This window comes from Microbacterium maritypicum, assembly GCF_008868125.1.
GTDB lineage: Bacteria > Actinomycetota > Actinomycetes > Actinomycetales > Microbacteriaceae > Microbacterium > Microbacterium maritypicum.
The window spans coordinates 792,953-814,097 of sequence record NZ_WAAQ01000001.1; the positions used below are offsets into that span (position 1 = coordinate 792,953).

The following is a 21,145-nucleotide window of genomic DNA, read 5'->3' on the forward strand; positions in this document are numbered from 1 at the left end:
CTAGCCTCGCTCGTCGCCGACGAGTCCGTGCCGGTGCGCCAGGATGACTGCGTGGATCCTGTCGCGGGCACCGAGTTTCGCGAGCACGCGACCGACGTGCGTCTTCACCGTGGACTCGCCGACATAGAGAGTCTGGGCGATCTCCGCGTTGGTGAGGCCGCGGCCGATCGCGAGGAACACGTCGCGCTCGCGATCGGTGAGCGATTCGAGTGCGGCGCTCTCCTCGGCGGCCGGAGCGGCGGAAGAGGTCGCTCCGAGTCGGGGTGTCACATGCTCCATAAGCGCTCTCGTGACCCGAGGGGAGAGCGCTGCATCTCCGCGGGACACGGCGCGCACTGCAGAGATCATCTCGTGGCGCTGCGCGTCCTTCAACAGGAACCCACTCGCGCCCGCGCGGATCGCTCCGAACGCGTACTCGTCGAGATCGAACGTGGTGAGAACGAGCACCTTGGTCTGCGGGTGGTCGCGGACGATCGCCTCGGTGGCGGCGATGCCGTCCAGCTCCGGCATCCGGATGTCCATGAGCACCAGGTCGGGGGCGAGCAGGGCGGTCTGCGTGATCGCCGCCTTGCCGTCGCCGGCCTCACCGACCACCACGATGTCTTCCTCGGCGTCGAGCACCATCCGGAACCCGACTCGGATAAGCTCCTGGTCATCCACCAGCAGCACCCTGATCGCATCCGTCATCCGTCGTCCTCCATCGTCTCTCGTCGTGCGGCGGGTGTGCTTCCCGAGGTGGGGAGCACGGCGCGCAGAACCCATCGTCCCCCGTCCGCAGATGCCGACCGCACCGTTCCGTGAACGTGCGCAGCGCGCTCGGACAGTCCGCGTACGCCGAATCCATCCGACCCGACCTCGCCTGTGACGCCGTCGTTCACGATCTCGATCGTGACCGTCTCGGTCGTGTACTCCAGTCGCACCGCGATGGTCTTCGCGGTGGGAGCATGACGCATCGCGTTGGTCACCCCCTCCTGGACGATCCTTCCGATCGCATGCGCGACGGCGGGGGAGACCTCCGCCTGCCCGACGACGGTGAGCGTCGCCGGGTAGCCGGCTCGTTGCGCGGTCTCCACGGTGTCCCGCGCGGGTACGGGCTGCATCGGGGCCAGCGGCAACGGGGACTCGTCGTCGCGCAGCACACCGAGCATCGAGCGCATCTCGGTGAGCGCACCTCTGGCGGTGTCGGCGGCGGATGCCGCGGCCTTGCGTGCCTGCTCCTGGTCCGGTGTCGCGGCCGCACCTTCGGACAGGGCGACGATGACGGTGAGCGAGTGGGAGACGATGTCATGCATCTCTCGGGCGATGCGGGCGCGTTCGGACGCGGCTGCGAGCTGCGCCTGCTGGTCGCGCTCGATCAGGAGCTGGCGTGAGCGGTCGATGATGGCGAGGAGGTAGCGCTTGCGGTCACCGACGTTGACTCCGACGAGTGTGCCGATGAGACCGAGCGCGACGTAGCTGAGTGCGGTGTCGAGGCCGACCTGGAGCACGGTCGCGCCGGTCAGCATGAGCACCGTGGTGAAGCCGAGGAACCATGCCGCGCCGATCCCGTAGCAGATCCAGGCCAGGCGGGCCGAGCGATAGACCGCGACGCCGTAGCAGGCGACGAGCAGGAGGACGATGCCGCCGGACATGCCCGTGAACAGACCGACGGTACCCAGGATCACCGCAGCGAGGAAGGGGCCCAGCGGTGCTCGACGGCGCCAGAGAAGGGTGCTGCACCCGATCGCGACCATCGCCAGCGTCGCGATGTTGAGGGCGATGTAGGTGCCCTCCGGGAGCGAGGGGTCGGGGTAGGGCGCGGCCGGTGCGAGCGACAGGAACAGGCAGATCAGGGCGAGCAGGATGTCGGCGAACAGCGGGTGGCGCGCCCAGAAGCGTCGGAACAGGCCAGGGGCACGCGGAAGCCGCAGCTCCTCGTCCTCACGGATCGAGTCGCTGCGGCTTCGCGTTCTGCTCACAGGCCGACTTTACGCGTCGCGCGTGCGCAGCACGCCCCACGCGACCAGGGCACCACCGGCGACCCAGCAGCCCAGCGTCAGGAACGCGGTGGGTGCGTCGAGAGCCGCCGTCTCACTGGGCATGATCGCGGCTTGCGCAGCCGCCACCGGGAGGTAGGACGAGGCCTCGATGACCCACGCCCACGCCTCGCCGGCGAAGGAGAAGAAACTCGCGACGATAGGCAGCACGAACAGCACGCCGACGGTGGCGGCGATGGCTCCGGCTCCCGAGCGCAGGATGAACCCGAACGAGACGCCGATGAGGGCGAAGACAGCCATGGACAGCGAGGCTACGACGATCGGCAGGATCGAGGCCGACGGATCGGACCAGTCGATGCTCTGATCCCGCGGCGCCACGATGAGAGTGACGGCGAGGGCGGCGATGGCGAAGATCACCAGCGACGACAGGAACATGAAGACGGCCAGCACGGTCGACTTCGCCGCCAGCACCGATCCGCGAACAGGATTCGCCGTGAGCGTCGAGCGGATCATTCCGGTCGAGTACTCGCCGGTGACCGAGATCGCACCGATGATGCCGGCGAGCAGCATCGTGAACTGGATGGGCATGATGACGGCCTGGATCGGCTCGAAGTCCGGCATGTCGAGGGCCTGGGCGATGAGAACCGCGATCCCCACGGTCAGAGCGGCGGCGATCCCGATGGACCACCAGGTCGAGCGCAGGGTGGCGAGCTTGATCCATTCACCGCGCAGCGCGCGCACGAACGTCAGCTTTCGACCGGTGTCCACGCGCGGCCGTGTGGCGGCGGGGGCCTGTGTCGTGGTCATGAGATCTCCTTGGTGCGGTACTCGACGGAGTCGCCGGTGAGGGCGAGGTAGGCGTCTTCGAGCGAACCGGTGGTCGGGGTGAGTTCGTGCAGCGCAATGCCGCGGTCCGCAGCGAGGTCGCCGATGCGCGCAGCAGGCAGCCCCACGATGTCGAGCAGGTCGGGAGCCGAGCTCACGATCTCGACATCGGGTCCGCCGACGGCTGCGGCCAGATCGGCCGGGCGGGGAGTGCGCACCCTGACCGTGTTGCGGGTCCACGAGCGCACGAGTTCGGGGAGCGGCGCATCCGCGAGCACGCGGCCTCGTCCCATCACGATGACGTGGTCGGCGGTCTGCGCCATCTCGCTCATCAGATGGCTCGAGAGGAGCACGGTGCGCCCCTCGGATGCGGCGTGGCGGACGAACTGGCGGACCCAGCGGACGCCCTCGGGGTCGAGGCCGTTGACCGGCTCGTCGAGGATCAGCGTGTGCGGGTCGCCGAGCAGCGCCGAGGCGATACCGAGGCGCTGTCCCATGCCGAGCGAGAACCCGCCTGCACGCTTGCGGGCCACCGATCCGATGCCGGCGAGGTCGATCACCTCGTCGACGCGAGAGGAGGGGATGCCGTGGGTCGCGGCCATCGCGCGGAGATGGTTGCGCGCGGTGCGGCCGGTGTGCACCGCCTTCGCGTCGAGGAGCACGCCCACCTCGGTGAGCGGTGCGCGCAGCTTGCGGTACTCGCGGCCGGCGATGGCGGCACGGCCGGACGTCGGCCGGTCGAGGCCGACGATCATCCGCATGGTGGTCGACTTCCCGGCGCCGTTCGGGCCCAGGAATCCGGTGACGCTGCCCGGCTTGACCGTGAACGACACGTCATCGACGGCGGTCTTGTCTCCGAATCTCTTGGTGAGGCCTTCTGCTGTGATCATGAGGACAACGTTACGGAGCGACCCCGGGATCGCGCGTCCTCCTCAGGTACACATCTGATGGAGAGAGGGTCCGCCCGGCGACGGACATCCGCACCTCAGGGCCGAGGACGTGCCTGCACGCGCGCGGCCATCTCATCGGAGGCGAGGACCGCCTCGTCGATGATCTCCCTCGACGCCGGCGCGGTCAGCCAGTCGTGGCTCAACGAGGAGGGGACCAGCAGCGGCATCCGATCGTGCAGATCGACGAGGTGGGCCGGGGCGGGGCGCATCACGATCGAGTAGCACGTGAACCACTCGCCGTCGGCGGTGCGCCCGCGCTGGGTGACCGCGGCCATGCCGAACAGGGTGCCGTCGTCGATGATGAACTCGTTCCACTGGCGAGAGGGCTTCTGCATCTCGTACCAGCTCGTCGCCGGCACGATCGCTCTCGACTTCGCCCCTCCTGGACGCTCCTGAAGGCGTTCGGCGCGGGTGTTGATCGAGGGGAACTTCGCCGGCTCGCCGTTCACGAGGAAGCCCCACCACGCGGGCTCCAGGGTCGGCGCGGCATCGGGCTGCACGACCAGGGGATTGAGGTTGCGCAGGTTCTTGCCCGTGGGGCGGACGGTCTCACCCGCATTCTCGCGTGCCCACACCCGCAGGCCCTCGAGCACCGCGTCGTCGGCGGCGGCGAGGAGCTCCGCATCGGTGAATCGGGGATCGAGACCGTAGCTCGCGCACATGCCGCCAGCGTAGCGCCGGGCTCCGACATCCGCAGGAACGAGAGCGCCCACGGGCTCGGGTAGGGTCGACAGGTGCCAGAGCCCCGTCGACTTCCCGCCCCGGTGGCACTGGGCGGTGCGGTGGCGATCGGGGTGATGACGGCGATCCAGGCGCGGATCAACGGAGTGCTCGGAGTGCGTGTCGACGATGGGATCGTCGCCGGCTTCGTCTCCTTCTCCGTGGGCCTCCTGGCGCTCGCGCTCGTGATCATCTGTCTCCCCTCGGCCCGACGAGGAGTGGCGAGACTCCGCGTCGGCATCCGGCAGCAGACGATCCCGTTCTGGATGCTGCTCGGGGGCGCCTGCGGCGCGCTCACCGTCTCCACCCAGGGACTCACGGCGGGGGTGCTCGGCGTCTCGCTGTTCACCGTCGGCGTGGTGGCCGGGCAGACGGTGCACGGCCTCGTGCTCGATCGGATCGGCTTCGGCCCGGCCGGTGTCGTCGCGGTCACTCCCGGTCGGGTCCTCGGCGGTCTGCTCGCGCTCGCGGCGGTCGGCATCTCGCTCTCCGGCGATGTGCTCGCCTCCGCACCGCTGTGGATGCTGCTGCTGCCGTTCGCAGCGGGCGTCGGCATCGCGTGGCAGGCGGCGACCAACGGGCGGCTGGCGCAGCGCGCGCGCTCGCCGCTGGCCGCGACTCTGATGAGCTTCATCGCCGGCACCGTGGTCCTCGCGCTGGCGTCGGGTGTGAGCGTCGCGTTCCGCGGCGCACCTGCTGCGCTGCCGACGGAGCCCTGGCTCTACCTCGGGGGCTTCCTGGGCGCCGCCTACATCCTGCTCGGCACCTTCATCGTGGCCCAGACGGGTGTGCTGCTGATGGGCCTGGGATCGGTGCTCGGGCAGCTGGTCACGTCGGTCGTGATCGACCTCCGGTGGCCACCGGCGGCGGGACCTGCGCTCTGGCAGGTGCTCGCGATGGTCGTGGTCGCCGTCGGGTCGGTCGTCGTGGCCATGCCGTGGCGGCGTCGACGCTGAGGCGCTACTTCTTCTTCGCCTTCTCGGTGCTCGCCGCGGGCAGGCGCGTGACGAGCTTGCGGGCATCGACGCTCTTGCGCCGGCCGGGCTTCTTGCCTTCGGGCTTGCCACCCACGTAGAGCCAGCCGAGGAGCTCCTCGTTCTTGCCGAGGCCGTGGGCCTTGGCCACCGCCTTGGCACGCGTGTAGTGGCCCGTGCGCCAGATGACGCCCCACCCGGCCTCGTCGAGCAGAAGACTCAGCACGTGCGCGACACCGGACGCGACCGCCTCCTGCTCCCACCGGGGCACCTTCTCACTCTTGCGGTAGCTCGCGACGACGGCGATGAGCAGCGGAGCGCGAAGCGGCTTCGACGAGGGTGAGGAATCTCCCTGGGCCTTCGCGATCGCCGCGCCCAGCACCTCGCGATCCGCGCCGCGCAGCTCGATCAGCCGCCAGGGCCGCAGCGATGAGTGGTCGGCGACGCGGCCTGCCGCAGCGACGAACGTCAGCAGCTCCTCGCGGGTCGGCGCGGTGTCTTCGACCTTCGACCAGGACTGCCGTGCCCGGACGGCGTCGAGGGCGCTCACGACGCGTCGGGGGTGAAGTTCAGTGCGATCGAGTTCATGCAGTAGCGGTCGCCCGTCGGAGTTCCGAACCCGTCGGGGAACACGTGGCCGAGGTGCGACCCGCAGTTGGCGCAGCGCACCTCGGTGCGCACCATCCCGAGGCTGTCGTCTTCGATGAGCTCGACCGCATCGGGGCGGATCGACTCGTAGAAGCTGGGCCATCCGCATCCGGAGTCGAACTTCGTGCCGCTCTTGAAGAGCTCGGCGTTGCAGGCGCCGCACGTGTAGAGGCCCGCACGCTCCTCATCGAGCAGCTCACCGGTCCAGGCCCGTTCGGTCGCGGCCTGCCGCAGCACGGCGTACTGCTCCTCGCCGAGCTCTTCGCGCCATTCGTCTTCGGTCTTGTCCACGCTGTACGACATGTGTCCTCCTGAGTCGTCTCCATTCTCCCCCGCGCGGCGAGGTCTCGGGTGCTCCGGGTCAGAATGGACGGATGACGGATGCTGTGCAGGAGCGCTACGCACGATTCGCCCGTGACGAGGCGCCCGGTCGCAGCGCCCTCTACGCGGCATGGGCCACCGGAGTCGCCGCTGACGAAGAGGTGCGGGGTGTCCTGCTGCGGATTCCGGAGACGCGGAGGCAACCGCCTCTCGTGTTCGCCGTGACCCGGATGCTCGGCGCCGGACTCGCGGCGTATCCGCAGTGGCGGGAGTTCGTGCTCCGCAACGCCGACGAGGTCGTCGCGGAGTGCGCGAGTCGCAGCCTGCAGACCAATGAGCCGCTCCGCCTCGCCGCGCTGCTTCCCGTGCTGTCCGAGATCGACGGCCCGATCGCGTTGCTCGAGGTCGGAGCCTCTGCGGGGCTCTGCCTCTACCCGGACCGCTACTCGTATCGCTTCCTCGGTGACGACGGCGCGCTCCGAGCCGCGCTCGACCCCGTGGAAGGACCGTCGACAGTCGTGCTGGAGAGCACGGTGACCGGACCTCTGCCCCGGTTGCGTCTTCCGGAGATCGTCTGGAGGGCAGGCATCGATCTGGCTCCGCTGGATGCGGCGGACGAACGGGATCGGAGGTGGCTGCGCGGACTCGTGTGGCCGGGGGAGAGGGGGAGGGACGAGCGCATCGATGCCGCGCTGAACATCGCGGCATCCCATCCGCCTCTGCTCGTCGCCGGGGATGCTCTGGAGGGTATCGAGGCGCTCGCGGCCGCCGCACCGACGGAGGCGACGCTCGTCATCACGACACCCGGCGTTCTTGTCCACATCCCGCGGGAGCGCAGGAGCGCCCTGGTCGCGCGCATCTCCGCCCTGGACGCGCGCTGGGTCACGATCGATCCGCCCGGTGCCCTGGATGTCTGGGTGCCTCCGGTGGACACGGAAGATTGGCCGGGCTTCGTCGTCGCGATCGACGGGCAGGTGCGTGCGGCCGCGGATCCTCTCGGCGCCTGGTGGGAGTGGCGAACAGCCCTCCCCGCGGATGCGTCCTAACCTGGACCCATGCTCGGAGATCTCACGGAGCGCGACCGCGCGATCCTCGCGATGGAGGTCGCGTGGCCGCGCCACGGCTCGGCCAAGGAAGAGGTCATCCGTGCCCAGCTGGGGATGAGCGCGGCGCGCTACTACCAGCTCCTCGGGCGACTGATCGAATCGGAAGCCGCTCTGGAGTACGACCCGATGCTGGTGCGGAGACTGCGTCGGATCCGGGATTCCCGTGCCAGGCAGCGCTCGGCCCGGACGCCGGGTTTCGTGGGCTGAACGCACGCACTGACAGCCTTGTGCATCGCATGATCCGCGCCGAGGAACGGATTGCCAGGAAGGTGCCGCTAGCATCGAGGGGTGTCCAAGCCCTCCCGCGATCGCTTCGATGACGTTCCCCGTTCCTCCGGACGTGTAGGAGCGCACCGCGCCGAAGCGCCGGGGATGAACGGCTGGGTCGTGCTGCTGTGGTCCTTCGTCGCCGCGCTCGTGCTCATCATCGGCGGGATCTTCGGGTCCCTCGTGGTGATGGGTCGAGTCTCGCTCTTCCCCGAGGCCGTGCCCACCGCCGTGCCCACCCCGGAGGAGACCGGCGTGGTGGACACCTCGATCTCCGTGCTGATCCTCAACGGCACGCCGGACGAGGGCCTGGACACGCAGATGAGGGATCTGCTCATCAACAACGGGTGGGCGTCGGACATCGTCTTCGCGGGCGACAGCTCCAGCCAGGACTTCCCCGCCACGACGGTCTTCTACCTCAACGACGAGGACGAGCTCGCAGCGATCGGGTTGGCGAACCTCCTCGGCGGCGCAGCCGTGCAGCAGAGCGACTACTACTCCGGTCAGACGGAGGACGGGCAGAAGCAGTTCACCGTGGTGATCGGCCTCGATCGATCGAGCTCGGCGTCCGAGACGCCCGGGGAGACTCCGGCCCCCTGACCCCCGGGTGGACCTCACCTCCGGCGGCTTGCACTCGAAGGTGTCGAGTGCCAGAATGGCGTTAGCACTCTCTCACTCTGAGTGCTAAACCCAACGTCTACGTCCAGGAGGGACGAAAAAACTCATGGCAAAGATCATTGCTTTCGATGAGGAGGCCCGCCGCGGCCTCGAGCGCGGCCTGAACATCCTCGCCGACGCGGTCAAGGTCACCCTCGGCCCGCGCGGCCGCAACGTCGTTCTCGAGAAGAAGTGGGGCGCCCCCACGATCACGAACGACGGCGTCTCCATCGCCAAGGAGATCGAGCTGGACGACCCGTACGAGAAGATCGGCGCGGAGCTCGTCAAGGAGGTCGCCAAGAAGACCGACGACGTCGCAGGTGACGGCACCACGACCGCCACGGTCCTCGCCCAGGCTCTGGTCCGCGAGGGTCTGCGCAACGTCGCAGCCGGCGCCGACCCCATCTCGCTCAAGCGCGGCATCGAGAAGGCCGTCGCTGCGATCACCGAGGAGCTGCTCGCCAGCGCCAAGGAGATCGACTCCAAGGAGCAGATCGCCGCCACGGCCTCGATCTCCGCTGCTGACCCCGCGATCGGCGAGCTCATCGCCGAGGCGATCGACAAGGTCGGCAAGGAGGGCGTCGTCACCGTCGAGGAGTCGCAGACGTTCGGCACCGAGCTCGAGCTCACCGAGGGCATGCGCTTCGACAAGGGTTACCTGAACCCCTACTTCGTCACGGACCCGGAGCGCCAGGAGGCGGTCTTCGAGGACCCGTACATCCTCATCGCGAACCAGAAGGTCTCCAACATCAAGGACCTCCTGCCCATCGTCGACAAGGTGATCCAGGACGGCAAGGAGCTCGTCATCATCGCCGAGGACGTCGAGGGCGAGGCTCTCGCGACGCTCGTGCTGAACAAGCTCAAGGGCATCTTCAAGTCGGTCGCCGTCAAGGCTCCCGGCTTCGGCGACCGCCGCAAGGCGCAGCTGCAGGACATCGCGATCCTCACCGGTGGTCAGGTCATCACCGAAGAGGTCGGCCTCAAGCTCGAGAACGCCACGCTCGACCTGCTCGGTCGTGCACGCAAGGTGATCGTCACCAAGGACGAGACCACCATCGTCGAGGGTGCCGGCGAGGCAGACCAGATCGAGGGTCGCGTCACGCAGATCCGTCGCGAGATCGAGAACACCGACAGCGACTACGACCGCGAGAAGCTCCAGGAGCGCCTGGCGAAGCTCGCCGGTGGCGTTGCCGTCATCAAGGCCGGAGCTGCGACCGAGGTCGAGCTCAAGGAGCGCAAGCACCGCATCGAGGACGCCGTTCGCAACGCGAAGGCAGCCGTCGAGGAGGGCATCGTCCCCGGTGGTGGCGTCGCGCTCATCCAGTCGGGCACCAAGGCCCTCGACTCCCTCTCGCTCTCGGGCGACGAGGCGACCGGTGCGAACATCGTCCGCGTCGCGATCGAGGCTCCGCTCAAGCAGATCGCGCTGAACGCCGGTCTCGAGCCGGGTGTCGTCGCGAACAAGGTCTCCGAGCTCCCCTCGGGCCAGGGCCTCAACGCGGCCACGGGTGAGTACGTCGACATGTTCGCTGCGGGAATCATCGACCCGGCGAAGGTGACCCGCTCGGCGCTGCAGAACGCAGCCTCGATCGCGGCCCTCTTCCTCACCACCGAGGTCGTCGTCGCTGACAAGCCCGAGAAGGCTGCAGCTCCCATGGGTGACCCGTCGGGTGGCATGGACTTCTGATCCCGCTCTCCTGACAGAACGCCCCCGGCTTCGGCCGGGGGCGTTCTGCGTTGATGCCGAGGTGGTGTCACCGGAACAGACTGGCCGAGTACTGATCGGCGTCTGCGTACTGGGTGGCGACCGAGCCGAGAGAGCTGCCGATCGATTCGAGCACCTGCTCCACGTGGACCTGAGCGCCCTGCCACTGCTCCGCGCACGTCTGGAAGGCATTGGACGCCGTCCCCGACCAGGTGGACTGCAGCTGGCGGAGCTGGGCCATCAGGGTCGCGGACTCGCTCTGCAAGCGCTCGATGGTGGCGCGTGTCGCTGCGTGGGCCGCATGGACGGCTTCGGTGTCGACGGTGAAGACAGACATGGGAACTCCTTCTCGTAGGGGTTCCGAGGCTAAGCGGACGTCGCTGCCGTGTGCACCTACGAAGACAGTGAGCTCCGCGTGCTGTGCGCAATCGGTGCGCGGCAGCGGTGGTGCAGGGGCGCAGGCGGTCCGGGCCTGGGCTCAGGGCAGATCGAGCCGTTCCAGAGGCTGCGTGTCCTCGAGGAGATGCGCGGGAGTGGCCTGCGCCGGTGCGAGAGGAAGTGTGACGGTGAACGTCGCGCCGCCACCAGGGGTCTCCGAGACGTCGACGCCGCCGTGCAGCGCCTTCAGGATCGATGCGACGATGGCGAGCCCGAGGCCGGAGCCTCCCGTCTCCCTGGCGCGTGAGGTGTCGGCTCGCCAGAACCGCTCGAAGATCTGCTCACGGATCTGCGGAGGGATCCCCTCGCCGTGATCGACGATCGCGATGCTTCCGGTTCCCGCGACGCGGTCCGAGTCGACGACGATCTCGATCGGACCGTCTTCCGGGGAGAATCGGCGCGCATTGCCCAGCAGATTGGTGACCACCTGACGGACCTTGTTCTCTTCGCCGAGCACGATCGGCGGTGTGCGCACAGGGAGATCGGTGACCTCTGTGAAGTCGATGGCTGGGGCCTGCTCCTGCGGCCGGGGACGACGGCGAAGGCGCGAGAGCGTGGCGCGCGACAGGCCGCGCGGGGTCGGGGGCTGCGGCGGCTGAAGCGGTGGGATCTCGTGAACGGGGATCACGGTCTTGCTGTCGGCGGTGCGGTCGATCACGGTGACCGTGCGTCCGGGAGCCGCGGCACGCAGATCGAGGGCGGCGTCCCTCGCGATCGGCCGCAGATCGAGCGGCACGATCTCCGGCTCGCGTTCCTCGTCCAACCGGGCGAGAGCGAGAAGGTCCTCCACCAGGACACCCATCCTGATGGCTTCCTTCTCGATGCGCTCCATGGCCCGGGCCGTATCCTCCTCGCCCTTGATCGCGCCCATGCGGTACAGCTCCGCGTAGCCGCGGACACTCACCAGCGGCGTGCGCAGCTCGTGGCTCGCATCGCCGATGAACCGCCGCATGTGCTGCACCGTGCGGTCCCGCTGCGCGAGAGAGCGGTCGACGCGATCGAGCATCGTGTTGATGGCGGTGTTCAACCGCCCGACCTCTGTGGTCGGCTCGAGGTCGGTCAGCCGCTGCCGGAAGTCGCCGGCGGCGATCGACATGGCCGTCGCCTCGACCTGGCCGAGCCTGCGGAACGTCAGGGTCACGAGTCCACGCGTGAGGAGTGCGGCGATCAGGATGGTGATCAGGGCGATCGTGATGTAGATGCCGAAGTACTGGCTGATGATGCGATCGGCAGGCGAGAGCGGCAGGGCCACCAGCTGAATGCGCAGCACTCCGCCCTCCGAGGGGACCACGGCGACGGCGGCATGGAAGCGCTGGCCGTCGGCTCCCTCCATCTCGAGCGGGATCTGGTCGGTGTTCGCCGTCGCTTTCGTGAGGGAGTACTGGGCGGGGAACAGAGGCGCCTGGCCCGCGGTGCCGCGTGCCGTCGCGCGGAGCTCGCCCGTCGCGTCGTAGATCGCGAAGGAGAAGTCCCGAGGCTGCTCGTCGCGGGGGGTGTAGGTGCTGACGCCATCGACCGTCACGGTGTCGAAGTAGCGATCGACCAGGTCACTGGAGACCAGGGCGGGAAGCTGGGCGTCGATGTTCGCGACCAGGGCGTTGCGCAGGATCGGCACCGTGCCGATACCCGCGACGAGCAGGCCGAGGGCGAGTACCGCGACCGTGACGCCGGTGACCTTCGCCCGAAGGCTGATGCGTCGCCACCAGCTGGTGACCGCATCGGGCTTGTGCGCCATGCGGTCCTCCCTCATGCGGCGACTCCGCCGCGGGGCGGCGTCGATGGTGGTGCGGTGGTCGTCAGACCGTCTTGCCGACCTTGAGCATGTAGCCGAAGCCGCGCTTGGTCTGGATCAACGACTCTTCGGTGTGCGGATCGATCTTGCGGCGGAGGTAGGAGATGTAGCTCTCCACGATGCCGGCGTCGCCGTTGAAGTCGTACTCCCAGACGTGGTCGAGGATCTGGGCCTTCGACAGCACGCGGTTCGGGTTGAGCATCAGGTAGCGGAGCAGCTTGAACTCCGTCGGGCTCAACTCGATCGGCTCCTTGCCGACGTGGACGTCGTGCGTGTCCTGATCCATGGAGAGCTCACCGGCGCGGATGATCGACTCCTCGTCGGCCTGCATCGTGCGGCGGAGGATCGCCTGGGCCCTGGCGACGATCTCGTCGAGGCTGAACGGCTTGGTGACGTAGTCGTCGCCACCCGCGTTGAGGCCTTCGATCTTGTCGTCGGTGCCGTCCTTCGCCGTCAGGAACAGGATCGGGGCGGTGAAACCCGCGCCGCGGAGGCGCTTGGTCACGCTGAACCCGTTCATGTCGGGCAGCATGACATCCAGGATGATGAGGTCTGGCTCCTCTTCGAGGACGGCCGAGATCGTGGCGGCGCCGTTGGCGACCGTCTTCACCTGGAATCCGGCGAAGCTGAGACCCGTGGAGAGCAGGTCGCGGATGTTGGGTTCGTCATCGACGACCAGGATGCGCGGAGCAGTCATGTCCCCATTATGGTGACTCCGGCCATGTGGATGCTGACTATTGTGCGGAACGGCGTGGAGTCGCCCCCTTCGAGCGAGCCGGGCGCGCGGCAAGTGGACGGCGGGAGCCGAGATCGTCCCACGGTCGGATGCGGCGCACAGCTGCGCACGGGAGGATCGAGGTATGAGCTTGAACGAGGACGCCACCCCCGCCCCCGGAAACACCGTCGCACAGGCCGGACTGCCCGGTGTCGAGCAGCTCGCCTACCACCGGCTGGCACGCCTGCGGCCGCGGTATCGCTGGTGGCGCATGCTGCTGACCGGGCTCGTCGGCATCGCCCTCTACATCGCGATCCTGCTCATCGTGATCGTGCCGCTGGCCATCGTGTCGATGCTCGTCCCGGGGTGGGGCATCGATGCGCAGGTGCTCCTCACGACGTCGCAGTATTTCGACCTCGACCGCCCGTGGCTGCTCGTGGCGCTGGTGCTGCCGCTGATCCTGATGATCCCCGCCCTGCTGCTGGCCTCGCGGATCGTCGAGGGACGCGGGGTCGGTCTGCTGTCGTCCGTCACCGGGCGTCTGCGGATGGGATGGCTCGGCAGGAGTCTGCTGTTGGCACTCGCGGTGTTCGTCGTCTACTTCGCCGTCGTGCTGGGGTGGTCGGCGCTCACCGGCGACGCGGTGACCGCCGACTTCTCGCACCCGGGGCTGTGGATCATGGTGCTGCTCGTGCTGTTGCTGATCCCCTTCCAGGCCGCGGCCGAGGAGTACGTGTTCCGCGGGTATCTGATGCAGCTGGTCGGGGGATGGCTGCGTCATCCCGCCTTCGCCATCCTCCTGCCCGTGCCGCTGTTCGTGCTCGGCCACGGCTACGACATCTGGGGCGCGGCCAGCGTGGGCATGTTCGCGATCGTCGCCGCCTGGCTGACCTGGCGCACGGGTGGACTCGAGGCGGCGATCTCGCTGCACATCGTCAACAACGTGCTCATCTTCCTGCTCGGATCCGTCACCTTGGTCGACGCCAACGCGACCTCGGGCACGGCTGTCGACCTTCTCGCGTCAGCGCTGGCCATGGTCGTCTACGCCCTGCTCGCCGACCGTTGGGCGGCGAGGCTCGGGATCGCACGCACGGCGCGGGCCGCATCGCCCACCGTGGGGGCGACCGGTACCCATCACCTCGGCCTCGCCCTGCAGGGACGTTCCGCCCGAGCGTGATCTTCCGCGGTCAGGCGGCGATCGCGTCCGAGTCCATGATCGTGTAGCTGTATCCCTGCTCGGCCAGGAAACGCTGGCGGTTCTGGGCGTAGTCCTGATCGATCGTGTCGCGGGCGACGAGGGTGTAGAAGCTCGCGGTGTGCCCCGACTGCTTCGGGCGCAGCAGGCGACCCAGTCGCTGGGCCTCCTCCTGACGCGATCCGAAGGAGCCGGACACCTGGATCGCGACCGAGGCCTCAGGGAGGTCGATCGAGAAGTTCGCCACCTTGGAGACCACGAGGAGCGAGATGTCGCCTTCGCGGAAGGCGCGGTAGAGCTCTTCGCGCTCGTCGATGGGGGTCGCGCCGGTGATCTGCGGCGCGTTCAGAGCCTCGGACAGCGACTCGAGCTGATCGAGATACTGTCCGATCACGAGGATGCGCTCGCCCTCGTGCTTGGCGATGAGTTCACGCACCGCCTGGACCTTCGCCGGGGCGGAGGCCGCCAGGCGATAGCGTTCGTCGTCGGTCGCCGCGGCGTATTCGAGCCGGTCGCTCGGCGGCAGATCGACGCGCACCTCGTAGCACGCGGCGGGGGAGATGAAGCCCTGCGCCTCGATCTGCTTCCAGGGAGCGTCGAAGCGCTTGGGGCCGATCAGGCTGAAGACGTCGCCCTCGCGTCCGTCCTCGCGTACGAGGGTGGCGGTGAGGCCGATGCGTCGACGCGCCTGCAGGTCGGCGGTGAGCTTGAACACCGGAGCCGGCAGCAGGTGCACCTCGTCGTACACGATGAGGCCCCAGTCGAGGGCATCGAGCAGCGCCAGGTGCGCGTACTCGCCCTTACGCTTCGCAGTCAGGATCTGGTAGGTCGCGATCGTGACGGGCTTGACCTCTTTGGCCTGGCCCGAATACTCGCCGATCTCCTCGGGAGTGAGGCTGGTGCGCTTGAGCAACTCGTCGCGCCACTGGCGGGCCGAGACGGTGTTGGTGACGAGGATCAACGTGGTGGTCTTGGTCGCGGCCATCGCGCCGGCGCCCACGATCGTCTTGCCGGCGCCACAGGGGAGCACGACGACGCCGGAGCCGTCCTTCGAGAAAGCATCGACGGCATCCTGCTGGTAGGGGCGGATGTGCCAGCCGTCCTCGGCGAGGTCGATCTCGTGCGGTGTCCCCGGGGTGTACCCGGCGAGGTCTTCGGCGGGCCAGCCGATCTTCAGCAGCTCCTGCTTGATCTGCCCGCGAGCCCAGGCATCGACGACGAACGTCTCAGGCGTCGGGTGGCCGATGAGCAACGGCTGGATGCGCTTGTTGTTCGCGACCTGCGCCAGCACGGCGGGATCGGTGGAGCGCAGGATCAGGGTCCCCTCGTCGTCGCGTTCGATGACCAGCCGCCCGTAGCGGTTCACCGTCTCGCGCAGGTCGACGGACACGGAAGGCGGCACGGGGAAGCGCGACCAGCGATCGAGCGTCTCGAGCATGTCTTCGGCGGTGTGCCCTGCGGCTCTGGCGTTCCACAGCCCCAGACGCGTGATCCGGTAGGTGTGGATGTGCTCGGGGGCGCGTTCCAGCTCGGCGAAGATCGCCAGCTCGTGGCGGGCGCTCTCGGCGTCGGCGTGGGCGACTTCGAGCAGCACGGTGCGATCGCTCTGGACGATCAGTGGGCCATCAGACATAGCTCACCAGTTTAGCGGTCGAGACAGGTGCAGGGCCCTACGGCGCGACGATCGTCGCCGTGAGGATGCTCGACACCGGGAGGGTCCGCTCCACGTCGGCCGCCCGGTCTCGTCCGCGGAGCCTGCCGCCGCCGATCCCTGTCGCTTCCAGGAGGAGTTCCCTGGTCGATCCGTCCGGCATCCCGACCGTGACCTGGAGGACGGACTTCGCGCGCACGGCAGCCTCGAGCTCACGGTCGAGCCACGCCGCATCGGCATCCGGTCCCTGATGCGAGCGCAACCGGGTGATGAGCGGCATCAGGTCGATCGAGTCCCCGGTCGATGCCGACGACGGGGGCGCCGGATGCCGCTCGCGGACGAGCAGGGCGCCGTCGGGGCCGACGAGCGTCGCCGGATATCGCGCATCGGTGAGCGCCCAGTACACCGTGTCCCGGCCGACGCGGGTGGTCAGGGCGTCGAGGTGCGCGGTGAGGGCGAGCGGGCGGAGGGACTGATCCACCGCCATCGCCTGGATGAGGTGCGAGTCGGAGCTCTCGATCCGCGTGCGGCCGGTCTCGTCATCGGTCGAGACGCGGACCAGTCCGTGTCGCTGGGCGGTCTGGGCGATCAGGTAGCTGAGGGGCTGAGGGAGACCCGTGAGGGAGACGGAGGAGAGGAAATCGAGGATCGACTGCTCGGTCTCGCCTGCGACGAACGCGTGCGCCACCGACTCGGAGGTGAAGCGGTAGGACGACGCCTGGGCTGCGGACTCCCGGGCCGCGATCGTGCGCAGTCGCACGTCGAGCGCCGGCTCCAGCGGACCCGGTGCGATCGCCGTCAGATCGTTCTGCAAGAAGATGCGGTCGACCTCGGTCGGCAGCAGGCGCACGAGAGCTTCCGGGTCGGCGGCATCCCCGCGACGCAGGCTCACGGCCCACTCGGGCTCGGTTCCGTCCTCGGCGATCAGACCGAGCAGCGAAGCCGCTTCCTGCAGGGTGCGCGAACGCTCGGCCCAGGCGGGATCCCACGGGTGTGCGAACGGCCATACCTCGGGCGGGATCCATCCGCCGGTCTCGGAGCGGACTCCGCGTGGCAGCGCGTCGCGGAACGCGGTCGCAAGGACCGCCCATCGATCGGCAGCGGACGAGCGCAGCCAGTCCTCCGCCGACTGGCTCGATCGCAGCCGCCGGTCTGCGGAGACGGCGAGCCCGGACTGGAGGGCGATGGCGGCGAGGGTGTCGACGATCTCGGCGGGGACGCCGGCTTCGGTGAGCTGACGCTTCTCGCCGGCGCTGACGCCACCGCCCGTGAGCAGGGCGAACGGGCTCTCCCTCGCGATCATCAGAAGGTCGGCGAGCACGGCCACGGTCGTGAAGGCGCGCTCGGCCGCGTGCGCTGCGGCAGCCTCGGACGAGGCCGGTGCCGGTGCTTCGGCGGGCGGTCCGGAGGCGGTGCGCCCGGCGATCGCGGCGACCACCGGGGGATAGGGCGTGCCGTCGGGACGGAGCAGCGCGAGCGCTTTCAGTTGCTCCGTCTCGCGTCCGGCGTCCTGTCCGGCGGCGGCGGAGACCAGCGCGCTCGCCTCGGATGCCGTGAGCGTGGGGAGCACACGCGTCAGCGATGCCGGATCGAGCAGTGCCTCAGCGGCATCGAAGAAGTCCTGCCACGGCGCATCCGCTCGCACGCCCCGTGCGCGGAAGAGGTGGCGGAGGTCGTCATCGCTCGCTGCCGCCAGCCAATCCGCCAGCGGTCGCGCGTGAGTGCTCATGGCCGATGCCTCAGGAACGCGAAGACGCGCGTCCCTTCCGGATGAAGCTCATCGTCAGGAGCGTGATGATCATGAGGAAGGCGACCGGCAGTCCCCAGTAGGGGATCGCGGCGACGACGGGCCAGATGCCCTCGCCAAACGCGGCCTGGTCCATCCCGAGCGCGGTGCCGATGATGATCGCGAAGAAGCACACCACGGACGCCGCGGCGATTCCGAGCGCGGTGAACGCCAGGATACGATCCAGCCGGCGGATGGGAACCTCCGGTTCGGAATTCTGCATGCTCATCCGCCTCAGCCTACTCGCACTGAGGCCTTCGGCTGCGCGAGCGCCACGACCGGTAGGCTGGGGGCACGCGCACGAGCGCGTCCACTGTTCTGCATATCGATCTCAGCGAGGTTCTCCCATGCCCACCGGCAAGGTCAGGTTCTACGACGAAGACAAGGGTTTCGGCTTCATCGCCAGCGATGACGGCCAGGACGTCTTCCTGCACGCCTCCGCGATGCCCACCGGCACCGCGGTGAAGGCCGGTGCACGCGTGGAGTTCGGCGTCGCCGACGGCAAGCGCGGACTCCAGGCGCTGTCCGTGCGTGTGCTCGAGGCACCGCCCAGCCTCTCGAAGGCCAAGCGCAAGCCTGCAGACGACATGGCCATCATCGTCGAGGATCTCGTGAAGCTCCTCGACGGCATCGGCGGGGATCTGCGCCGCGGGCGCTACCCCTCTTCCGGACAGGGCCGCAAGATCGCGGCCGTCCTGCGCAAGGTCGCTGATGACCTCGACGCCTGACGCCGACGCGCGTCTCATCGCCGCCCACGACCTCGCGCTGGCCGCGCTGGCCGAGATCACCCCGGCGTCCACTGTCGGCCCCGCCGCCGGATACCTCGCCGAGGAAGACGGCTCGGTCTCGCTGCGCTTCCAGAACCGACTCCCCGGCTACCCGGGGTGGTTCTGGACCGTGACCGTCGCCCGCGTCGAGGGCGAGGAGCCTACGGTCCTCGAGATCGAACTCCTGCCCGGCGACGGCGCGCTGCTCGCGCCGGAGTGGGTCCCCTGGGCCGAGAGGCTGGCCGAGTACCGCGCCCATCAGGTCGAGCTCGCCGAGGCGGCCGCTGCTGCCGGCGGCGACGTGGCGATCGGCGACGATGCGTTGGCCGACGATGGTCTCGACGACGACGACCTCGATGACGACGACCTCGACGACGGCGAAGCGGACATCCTGCACGCCGGCGATCTGGACGGCGTGGACATCGACGAACTCGACGACGGCGCCGCCGAAGACGAAGAGTCGGAAGACGACGACGCCGACGCCCTCGATGAGGACGCCGGCGAGGTCGACGAGGAGGAGTGACTCCAGGCGCTCAGGCGCCCAGGTTCTCCAGCACGTACTCGATCGATCGGGTCAGCTGACGCACGTCATCCGGCTCGATCGAGACGAACGTGGCCACGCGCAGCTGGTTTCGCCCGAGCTTGCGATAGGGCTCCGTGTCGACGATCCCGTTCGCGCGGAGCGTCTTCGCGATCGCCGCGGCATCGATGCTGTCGTCGAAGTCGATCGTGGCGACCACGGGTGAGCGGTGTGCGGCTTCCGTGACGAACGGCGTCGCGACGGAGGAGGCCTCGGCCCAGTCGTACAGAACCGAAGACGACTCGGCGGTGCGCGCCGCCGCCCAGGCGAGGCCGCCGTTGTCGAGGATCCAGCGCAGCTGGCTGTCGAGCAGGTGCAGGGTCGTCAGTGCCGGGGTGTTCAACGTCTGGTTGAGCCGCGAGTTGTCGACCGCGTTCTTCAGGCTCAGGAACTCGGGGATGTAGCGACCCGACGCGGCGATGCGATCGATGCGCTCGATCGCGGCCGGCGAGACCGCGGCGAACCACAGGCCACCGTCGGAGCCGAGGTTCTTCTGCGGTGCGAAGTAGTACACGTCGGCCTGTGCGGCATCGAAGTCGATACCTCCCGCCGCGCTCGTGGCGTCGATGACGGTCAGTGCGCCATCGACGGCGATGCGCTGGATCGGTGCGGCGACGCCGGTCGAGGTCTCGTTGTGCGGCCAGGCGTACACGTCGACGCCTTCCACGACCTCGGCGACGGTCAGCGAGCCGGGCTCGGCCTTGCGCACGTCGGGTGCCTCGAGCCAAGGCGCGGCGGCGGAGGCGGCGAACTTGCCGCCGAACTCGCCGAACACGAGGTTCTGGCTGCGGCGTTCGATGAGGCCGAAAGCTGCCGCGTCCCAGAACGCGGTCGATCCGCCGTTGCCGAGGATGATCTCGTATCCCTCGGGAATGCGGAACAGGGCGGCGAGCTGCTCGCGGACGCTGCCGACGAGGTTCTTCACCGGCGCCTGACGATGCGATGTCCCCAGGATCGTCGACCCCGAAGAGACCAGTGCCTCGAGCTGCGCAGGGCGCACTTTCGAGGGACCGCAGCCGAAGCGGCCGTCGATGGGCAGGAGGTCACGGGGAATCTCGATCGCCATGGGTCGATTCTAGGGGGCGCTCGACCTGTCGCAGGACCGCTCGAGAGTCCGATGTCCGCCGAGGAATGTAGGCTTGCCTAAGAACCTCGGAGGGCCTGCACATGACCGACCTGATCGACACCACGGAGATGTATCTCCGCACCATCCTCGAACTCGAGGAGGAGAACATCGTGCCGCTGCGCGCGCGCATCTCCGAACGTCTCGGCCACTCCGGTCCGACCGTGTCGCAGACGGTCGGCCGCATGGAGCGCGACGGTCTCGTCATCGTCTCCGAGGACCGCACTCTCGAGCTCACAGACGCGGGGCGCAACAAGGCCGTCAACGTCATGCGCAAGCATCGGCTCGCCGAGCGTCTGCTGTCCGACGTCATCGGACTCGACTGGGCGTTCGTGCATGAAGAGGCCTGCCGCTGGGAGCACGTCATGAGCGAGCAGGTCGAACGCCGCCTCGTCGAGCTGCTCGGACATCCCACCGAGTCGCCGTACGGCAATCCGATCCCCGGACTCGACCAGCTCGGAGACGTTCCCGCGCGCACCTTCGACGAGGGCGTCATCGGACTCGTCCAGCGCCTGAACGCCGCGGGTGCACCCGTCGAGGGCACGGTCCGTCGTCTCGCCGAGCCGGCTCAGGTCGATCCCGAGCTGCTCGAGCAGTTGCGTGACGCAGGTGTCGTTCCCGGCGCCCACGGAGACTTCCGCTTCAGCGAGGGCTACGTGCTCATCCAGATGGACGGCAAAGACGAGGGGCTCGAGCTCCCGGTGGAGCTGGCATCGCACATCTTCCTGGTCGGCGAACCGGCCTGATCCCGCGAGAAATCCGGGGCCGACGCCAACTCAGCGGCGGGGCGCCGGAGGCTTCTGCGGTGATTGTCAGATTCCCGGGGTGACATGATCGTTATCTTCCGGTAACCTCGGACAGGTCGCCAGCGAAGAAGCCCGCTGGAGATGAACCCGCGAAGATTGCCTTCCAGGCTCGTCGTCTTCACGGCAGGAACGCACAAAGTACC

The 21,145-nt window shown here is 68.6% G+C and carries 23 protein-coding genes; 9 read left to right on the plus strand and 14 right to left on the minus strand.

All coding sequences use genetic code 11. The features are described 5' to 3' along the window. The 5 genes from F6W70_RS03950 to F6W70_RS03970 form a co-directional block, all read right to left on the minus strand. Window positions 1-687, minus strand: a complete 687-nt coding sequence (locus F6W70_RS03950) for a response regulator transcription factor (RefSeq protein ID WP_055865196.1) — start codon at window positions 685-687, stop codon at window positions 1-3. Then, a complete protein-coding gene (locus tag F6W70_RS03955) occupies window positions 684-1,958 on the minus strand; it encodes a sensor histidine kinase (RefSeq protein WP_151485971.1) in 1,275 nt (424 codons plus the stop codon). Before F6W70_RS03955 ends, F6W70_RS03950 begins: the two co-directional genes overlap by 4 nt. Window positions 1,959-1,967: 9 nt before the next feature. After that, entirely contained in the window at window positions 1,968-2,783 is an 816-nt protein-coding gene (locus F6W70_RS03960) for an ABC-2 transporter permease (protein WP_055873869.1), read from the minus strand. Continuing rightward, window positions 2,780-3,691: an ABC transporter ATP-binding protein gene (locus F6W70_RS03965; RefSeq protein ID WP_055865189.1), complete on the minus strand. Its 912-nt coding sequence runs from the start codon at window positions 3,689-3,691 to the stop codon at window positions 2,780-2,782. The genes F6W70_RS03960 and F6W70_RS03965 overlap by 4 nt, the downstream gene beginning before the upstream one ends. Before the next feature lie 95 nt (window positions 3,692-3,786). Next, window positions 3,787-4,413 (minus strand): SOS response-associated peptidase family protein, encoded by a 627-nt coding sequence (locus F6W70_RS03970; protein WP_151485972.1) that lies wholly within the window; start codon window positions 4,411-4,413, stop codon window positions 3,787-3,789. A gap of 102 nt (window positions 4,414-4,515) precedes the next feature. On the opposite strand from F6W70_RS03970, the gene F6W70_RS03975 reads away from it, so the two are divergent. Then, entirely contained in the window at window positions 4,516-5,427 is a 912-nt protein-coding gene (locus F6W70_RS03975; protein WP_151486623.1) for a DMT family transporter, read from the plus strand. Between the two features lie 4 nt (window positions 5,428-5,431). Here the strand turns inward: F6W70_RS03975 and F6W70_RS03980 are convergent, their stop codons facing one another. Then, entirely contained in the window at window positions 5,432-5,995 is a 564-nt protein-coding gene (locus F6W70_RS03980; protein WP_151485973.1) for a nitroreductase family protein, read from the minus strand. Continuing rightward, the gene (msrB, locus tag F6W70_RS03985) at window positions 5,992-6,396 is read right to left on the minus strand and encodes a peptide-methionine (R)-S-oxide reductase MsrB (RefSeq protein ID WP_017828933.1); all 405 of its coding nucleotides are present in this window, start codon (window positions 6,394-6,396) and stop codon (window positions 5,992-5,994) included. The genes F6W70_RS03980 and msrB overlap by 4 nt, the downstream gene beginning before the upstream one ends. A 71-nt stretch (window positions 6,397-6,467) precedes the next feature. Between msrB and F6W70_RS03990 the strand changes: the two genes are divergently transcribed. The 4 genes from F6W70_RS03990 to groL all read left to right on the plus strand — a co-directional run bounded on the left by F6W70_RS03990 (window position 6,468) and on the right by groL (window position 10,131). After that, complete coding sequence (locus F6W70_RS03990; RefSeq protein WP_151485974.1) at window positions 6,468-7,460, plus strand: DUF2332 domain-containing protein; 993 nt, start codon at window positions 6,468-6,470, stop codon at window positions 7,458-7,460. Window positions 7,461-7,469: 9 nt separating this feature from the next. Further along, complete coding sequence (locus tag F6W70_RS03995) at window positions 7,470-7,727, plus strand: DUF3263 domain-containing protein (protein ID WP_017828931.1); 258 nt, start codon at window positions 7,470-7,472, stop codon at window positions 7,725-7,727. A gap of 81 nt (window positions 7,728-7,808) precedes the next feature. Further along, the gene (locus F6W70_RS04000) at window positions 7,809-8,387 is read left to right on the plus strand and encodes a LytR C-terminal domain-containing protein (RefSeq protein ID WP_229778816.1); all 579 of its coding nucleotides are present in this window, start codon (window positions 7,809-7,811) and stop codon (window positions 8,385-8,387) included. 124 nt (window positions 8,388-8,511) lie between these two features. Then, the gene (groL, locus tag F6W70_RS04005; RefSeq protein WP_017828929.1) at window positions 8,512-10,131 is read left to right on the plus strand and encodes a chaperonin GroEL; all 1,620 of its coding nucleotides are present in this window, start codon (window positions 8,512-8,514) and stop codon (window positions 10,129-10,131) included. Window positions 10,132-10,198: 67 nt separating this feature from the next. On the opposite strand, the gene F6W70_RS04010 is transcribed toward groL, so the two are convergent. The 3 genes from F6W70_RS04010 to F6W70_RS04020 form a co-directional block, all read right to left on the minus strand. Then, complete coding sequence (locus F6W70_RS04010) at window positions 10,199-10,486, minus strand: WXG100 family type VII secretion target (RefSeq protein WP_151485975.1); 288 nt, start codon at window positions 10,484-10,486, stop codon at window positions 10,199-10,201. Window positions 10,487-10,627: 141 nt separating this feature from the next. Next, window positions 10,628-12,322 carry a sensor histidine kinase gene (locus F6W70_RS04015; RefSeq protein WP_082524257.1) on the minus strand — a complete coding sequence of 565 codons (1,695 nt, stop codon included), beginning with the start codon at window positions 12,320-12,322 and terminating at the stop codon, window positions 10,628-10,630. A gap of 61 nt (window positions 12,323-12,383) precedes the next feature. After that, complete coding sequence (locus F6W70_RS04020; protein WP_017828926.1) at window positions 12,384-13,076, minus strand: response regulator transcription factor; 693 nt, start codon at window positions 13,074-13,076, stop codon at window positions 12,384-12,386. Window positions 13,077-13,239: 163 nt separating this feature from the next. Here F6W70_RS04020 and F6W70_RS04025 point away from each other — a divergent pair, with 163 nt between their 5' ends. Then, complete coding sequence (locus F6W70_RS04025) at window positions 13,240-14,271, plus strand: CPBP family intramembrane glutamic endopeptidase (protein ID WP_151485976.1); 1,032 nt, start codon at window positions 13,240-13,242, stop codon at window positions 14,269-14,271. A 10-nt stretch (window positions 14,272-14,281) separates the two neighbouring features. Here F6W70_RS04025 and F6W70_RS04030 read toward each other — a convergent pair whose 3' ends face one another. Genes F6W70_RS04030 through F6W70_RS04040 form a run of 3 tightly spaced genes read right to left on the minus strand, consistent with a single transcriptional unit; the run spans window position 14,282 to window position 17,955 of the window. Continuing rightward, complete coding sequence (locus F6W70_RS04030; protein WP_151485977.1) at window positions 14,282-15,922, minus strand: DNA repair helicase XPB; 1,641 nt, start codon at window positions 15,920-15,922, stop codon at window positions 14,282-14,284. A 37-nt stretch (window positions 15,923-15,959) separates the two neighbouring features. Further along, the gene (locus tag F6W70_RS04035; protein WP_151485978.1) at window positions 15,960-17,669 is read right to left on the minus strand and encodes a helicase-associated domain-containing protein; all 1,710 of its coding nucleotides are present in this window, start codon (window positions 17,667-17,669) and stop codon (window positions 15,960-15,962) included. Window positions 17,670-17,679: 10 nt separating this feature from the next. Then, window positions 17,680-17,955, minus strand: coding sequence for a multidrug ABC transporter ATPase (locus tag F6W70_RS04040; RefSeq protein WP_151485979.1), 276 nt, complete (start codon window positions 17,953-17,955; stop codon window positions 17,680-17,682). Window positions 17,956-18,073: 118 nt separating this feature from the next. Here F6W70_RS04040 and F6W70_RS04045 point away from each other — a divergent pair, with 118 nt between their 5' ends. Then, window positions 18,074-18,454, plus strand: coding sequence for a cold-shock protein (locus F6W70_RS04045; RefSeq protein WP_017828921.1), 381 nt, complete (start codon window positions 18,074-18,076; stop codon window positions 18,452-18,454). Then, window positions 18,438-19,016 carry a DUF3027 domain-containing protein gene (locus F6W70_RS04050; RefSeq protein WP_055865161.1) on the plus strand — a complete coding sequence of 193 codons (579 nt, stop codon included), beginning with the start codon at window positions 18,438-18,440 and terminating at the stop codon, window positions 19,014-19,016. Before F6W70_RS04045 ends, F6W70_RS04050 begins: the two co-directional genes overlap by 17 nt. Before the next feature lie 10 nt (window positions 19,017-19,026). Here the strand turns inward: F6W70_RS04050 and serC are convergent, their stop codons facing one another. Next, complete coding sequence (serC, locus tag F6W70_RS04055) at window positions 19,027-20,139, minus strand: phosphoserine transaminase (RefSeq protein ID WP_055865158.1); 1,113 nt, start codon at window positions 20,137-20,139, stop codon at window positions 19,027-19,029. A 101-nt stretch (window positions 20,140-20,240) separates the two neighbouring features. Between serC and F6W70_RS04060 the strand changes: the two genes are divergently transcribed. Further along, window positions 20,241-20,942, plus strand: coding sequence for an iron-dependent transcriptional repressor DtxR (locus F6W70_RS04060; protein ID WP_055865154.1), 702 nt, complete (start codon window positions 20,241-20,243; stop codon window positions 20,940-20,942). Window positions 20,943-21,145 lie beyond the last annotated feature (203 nt).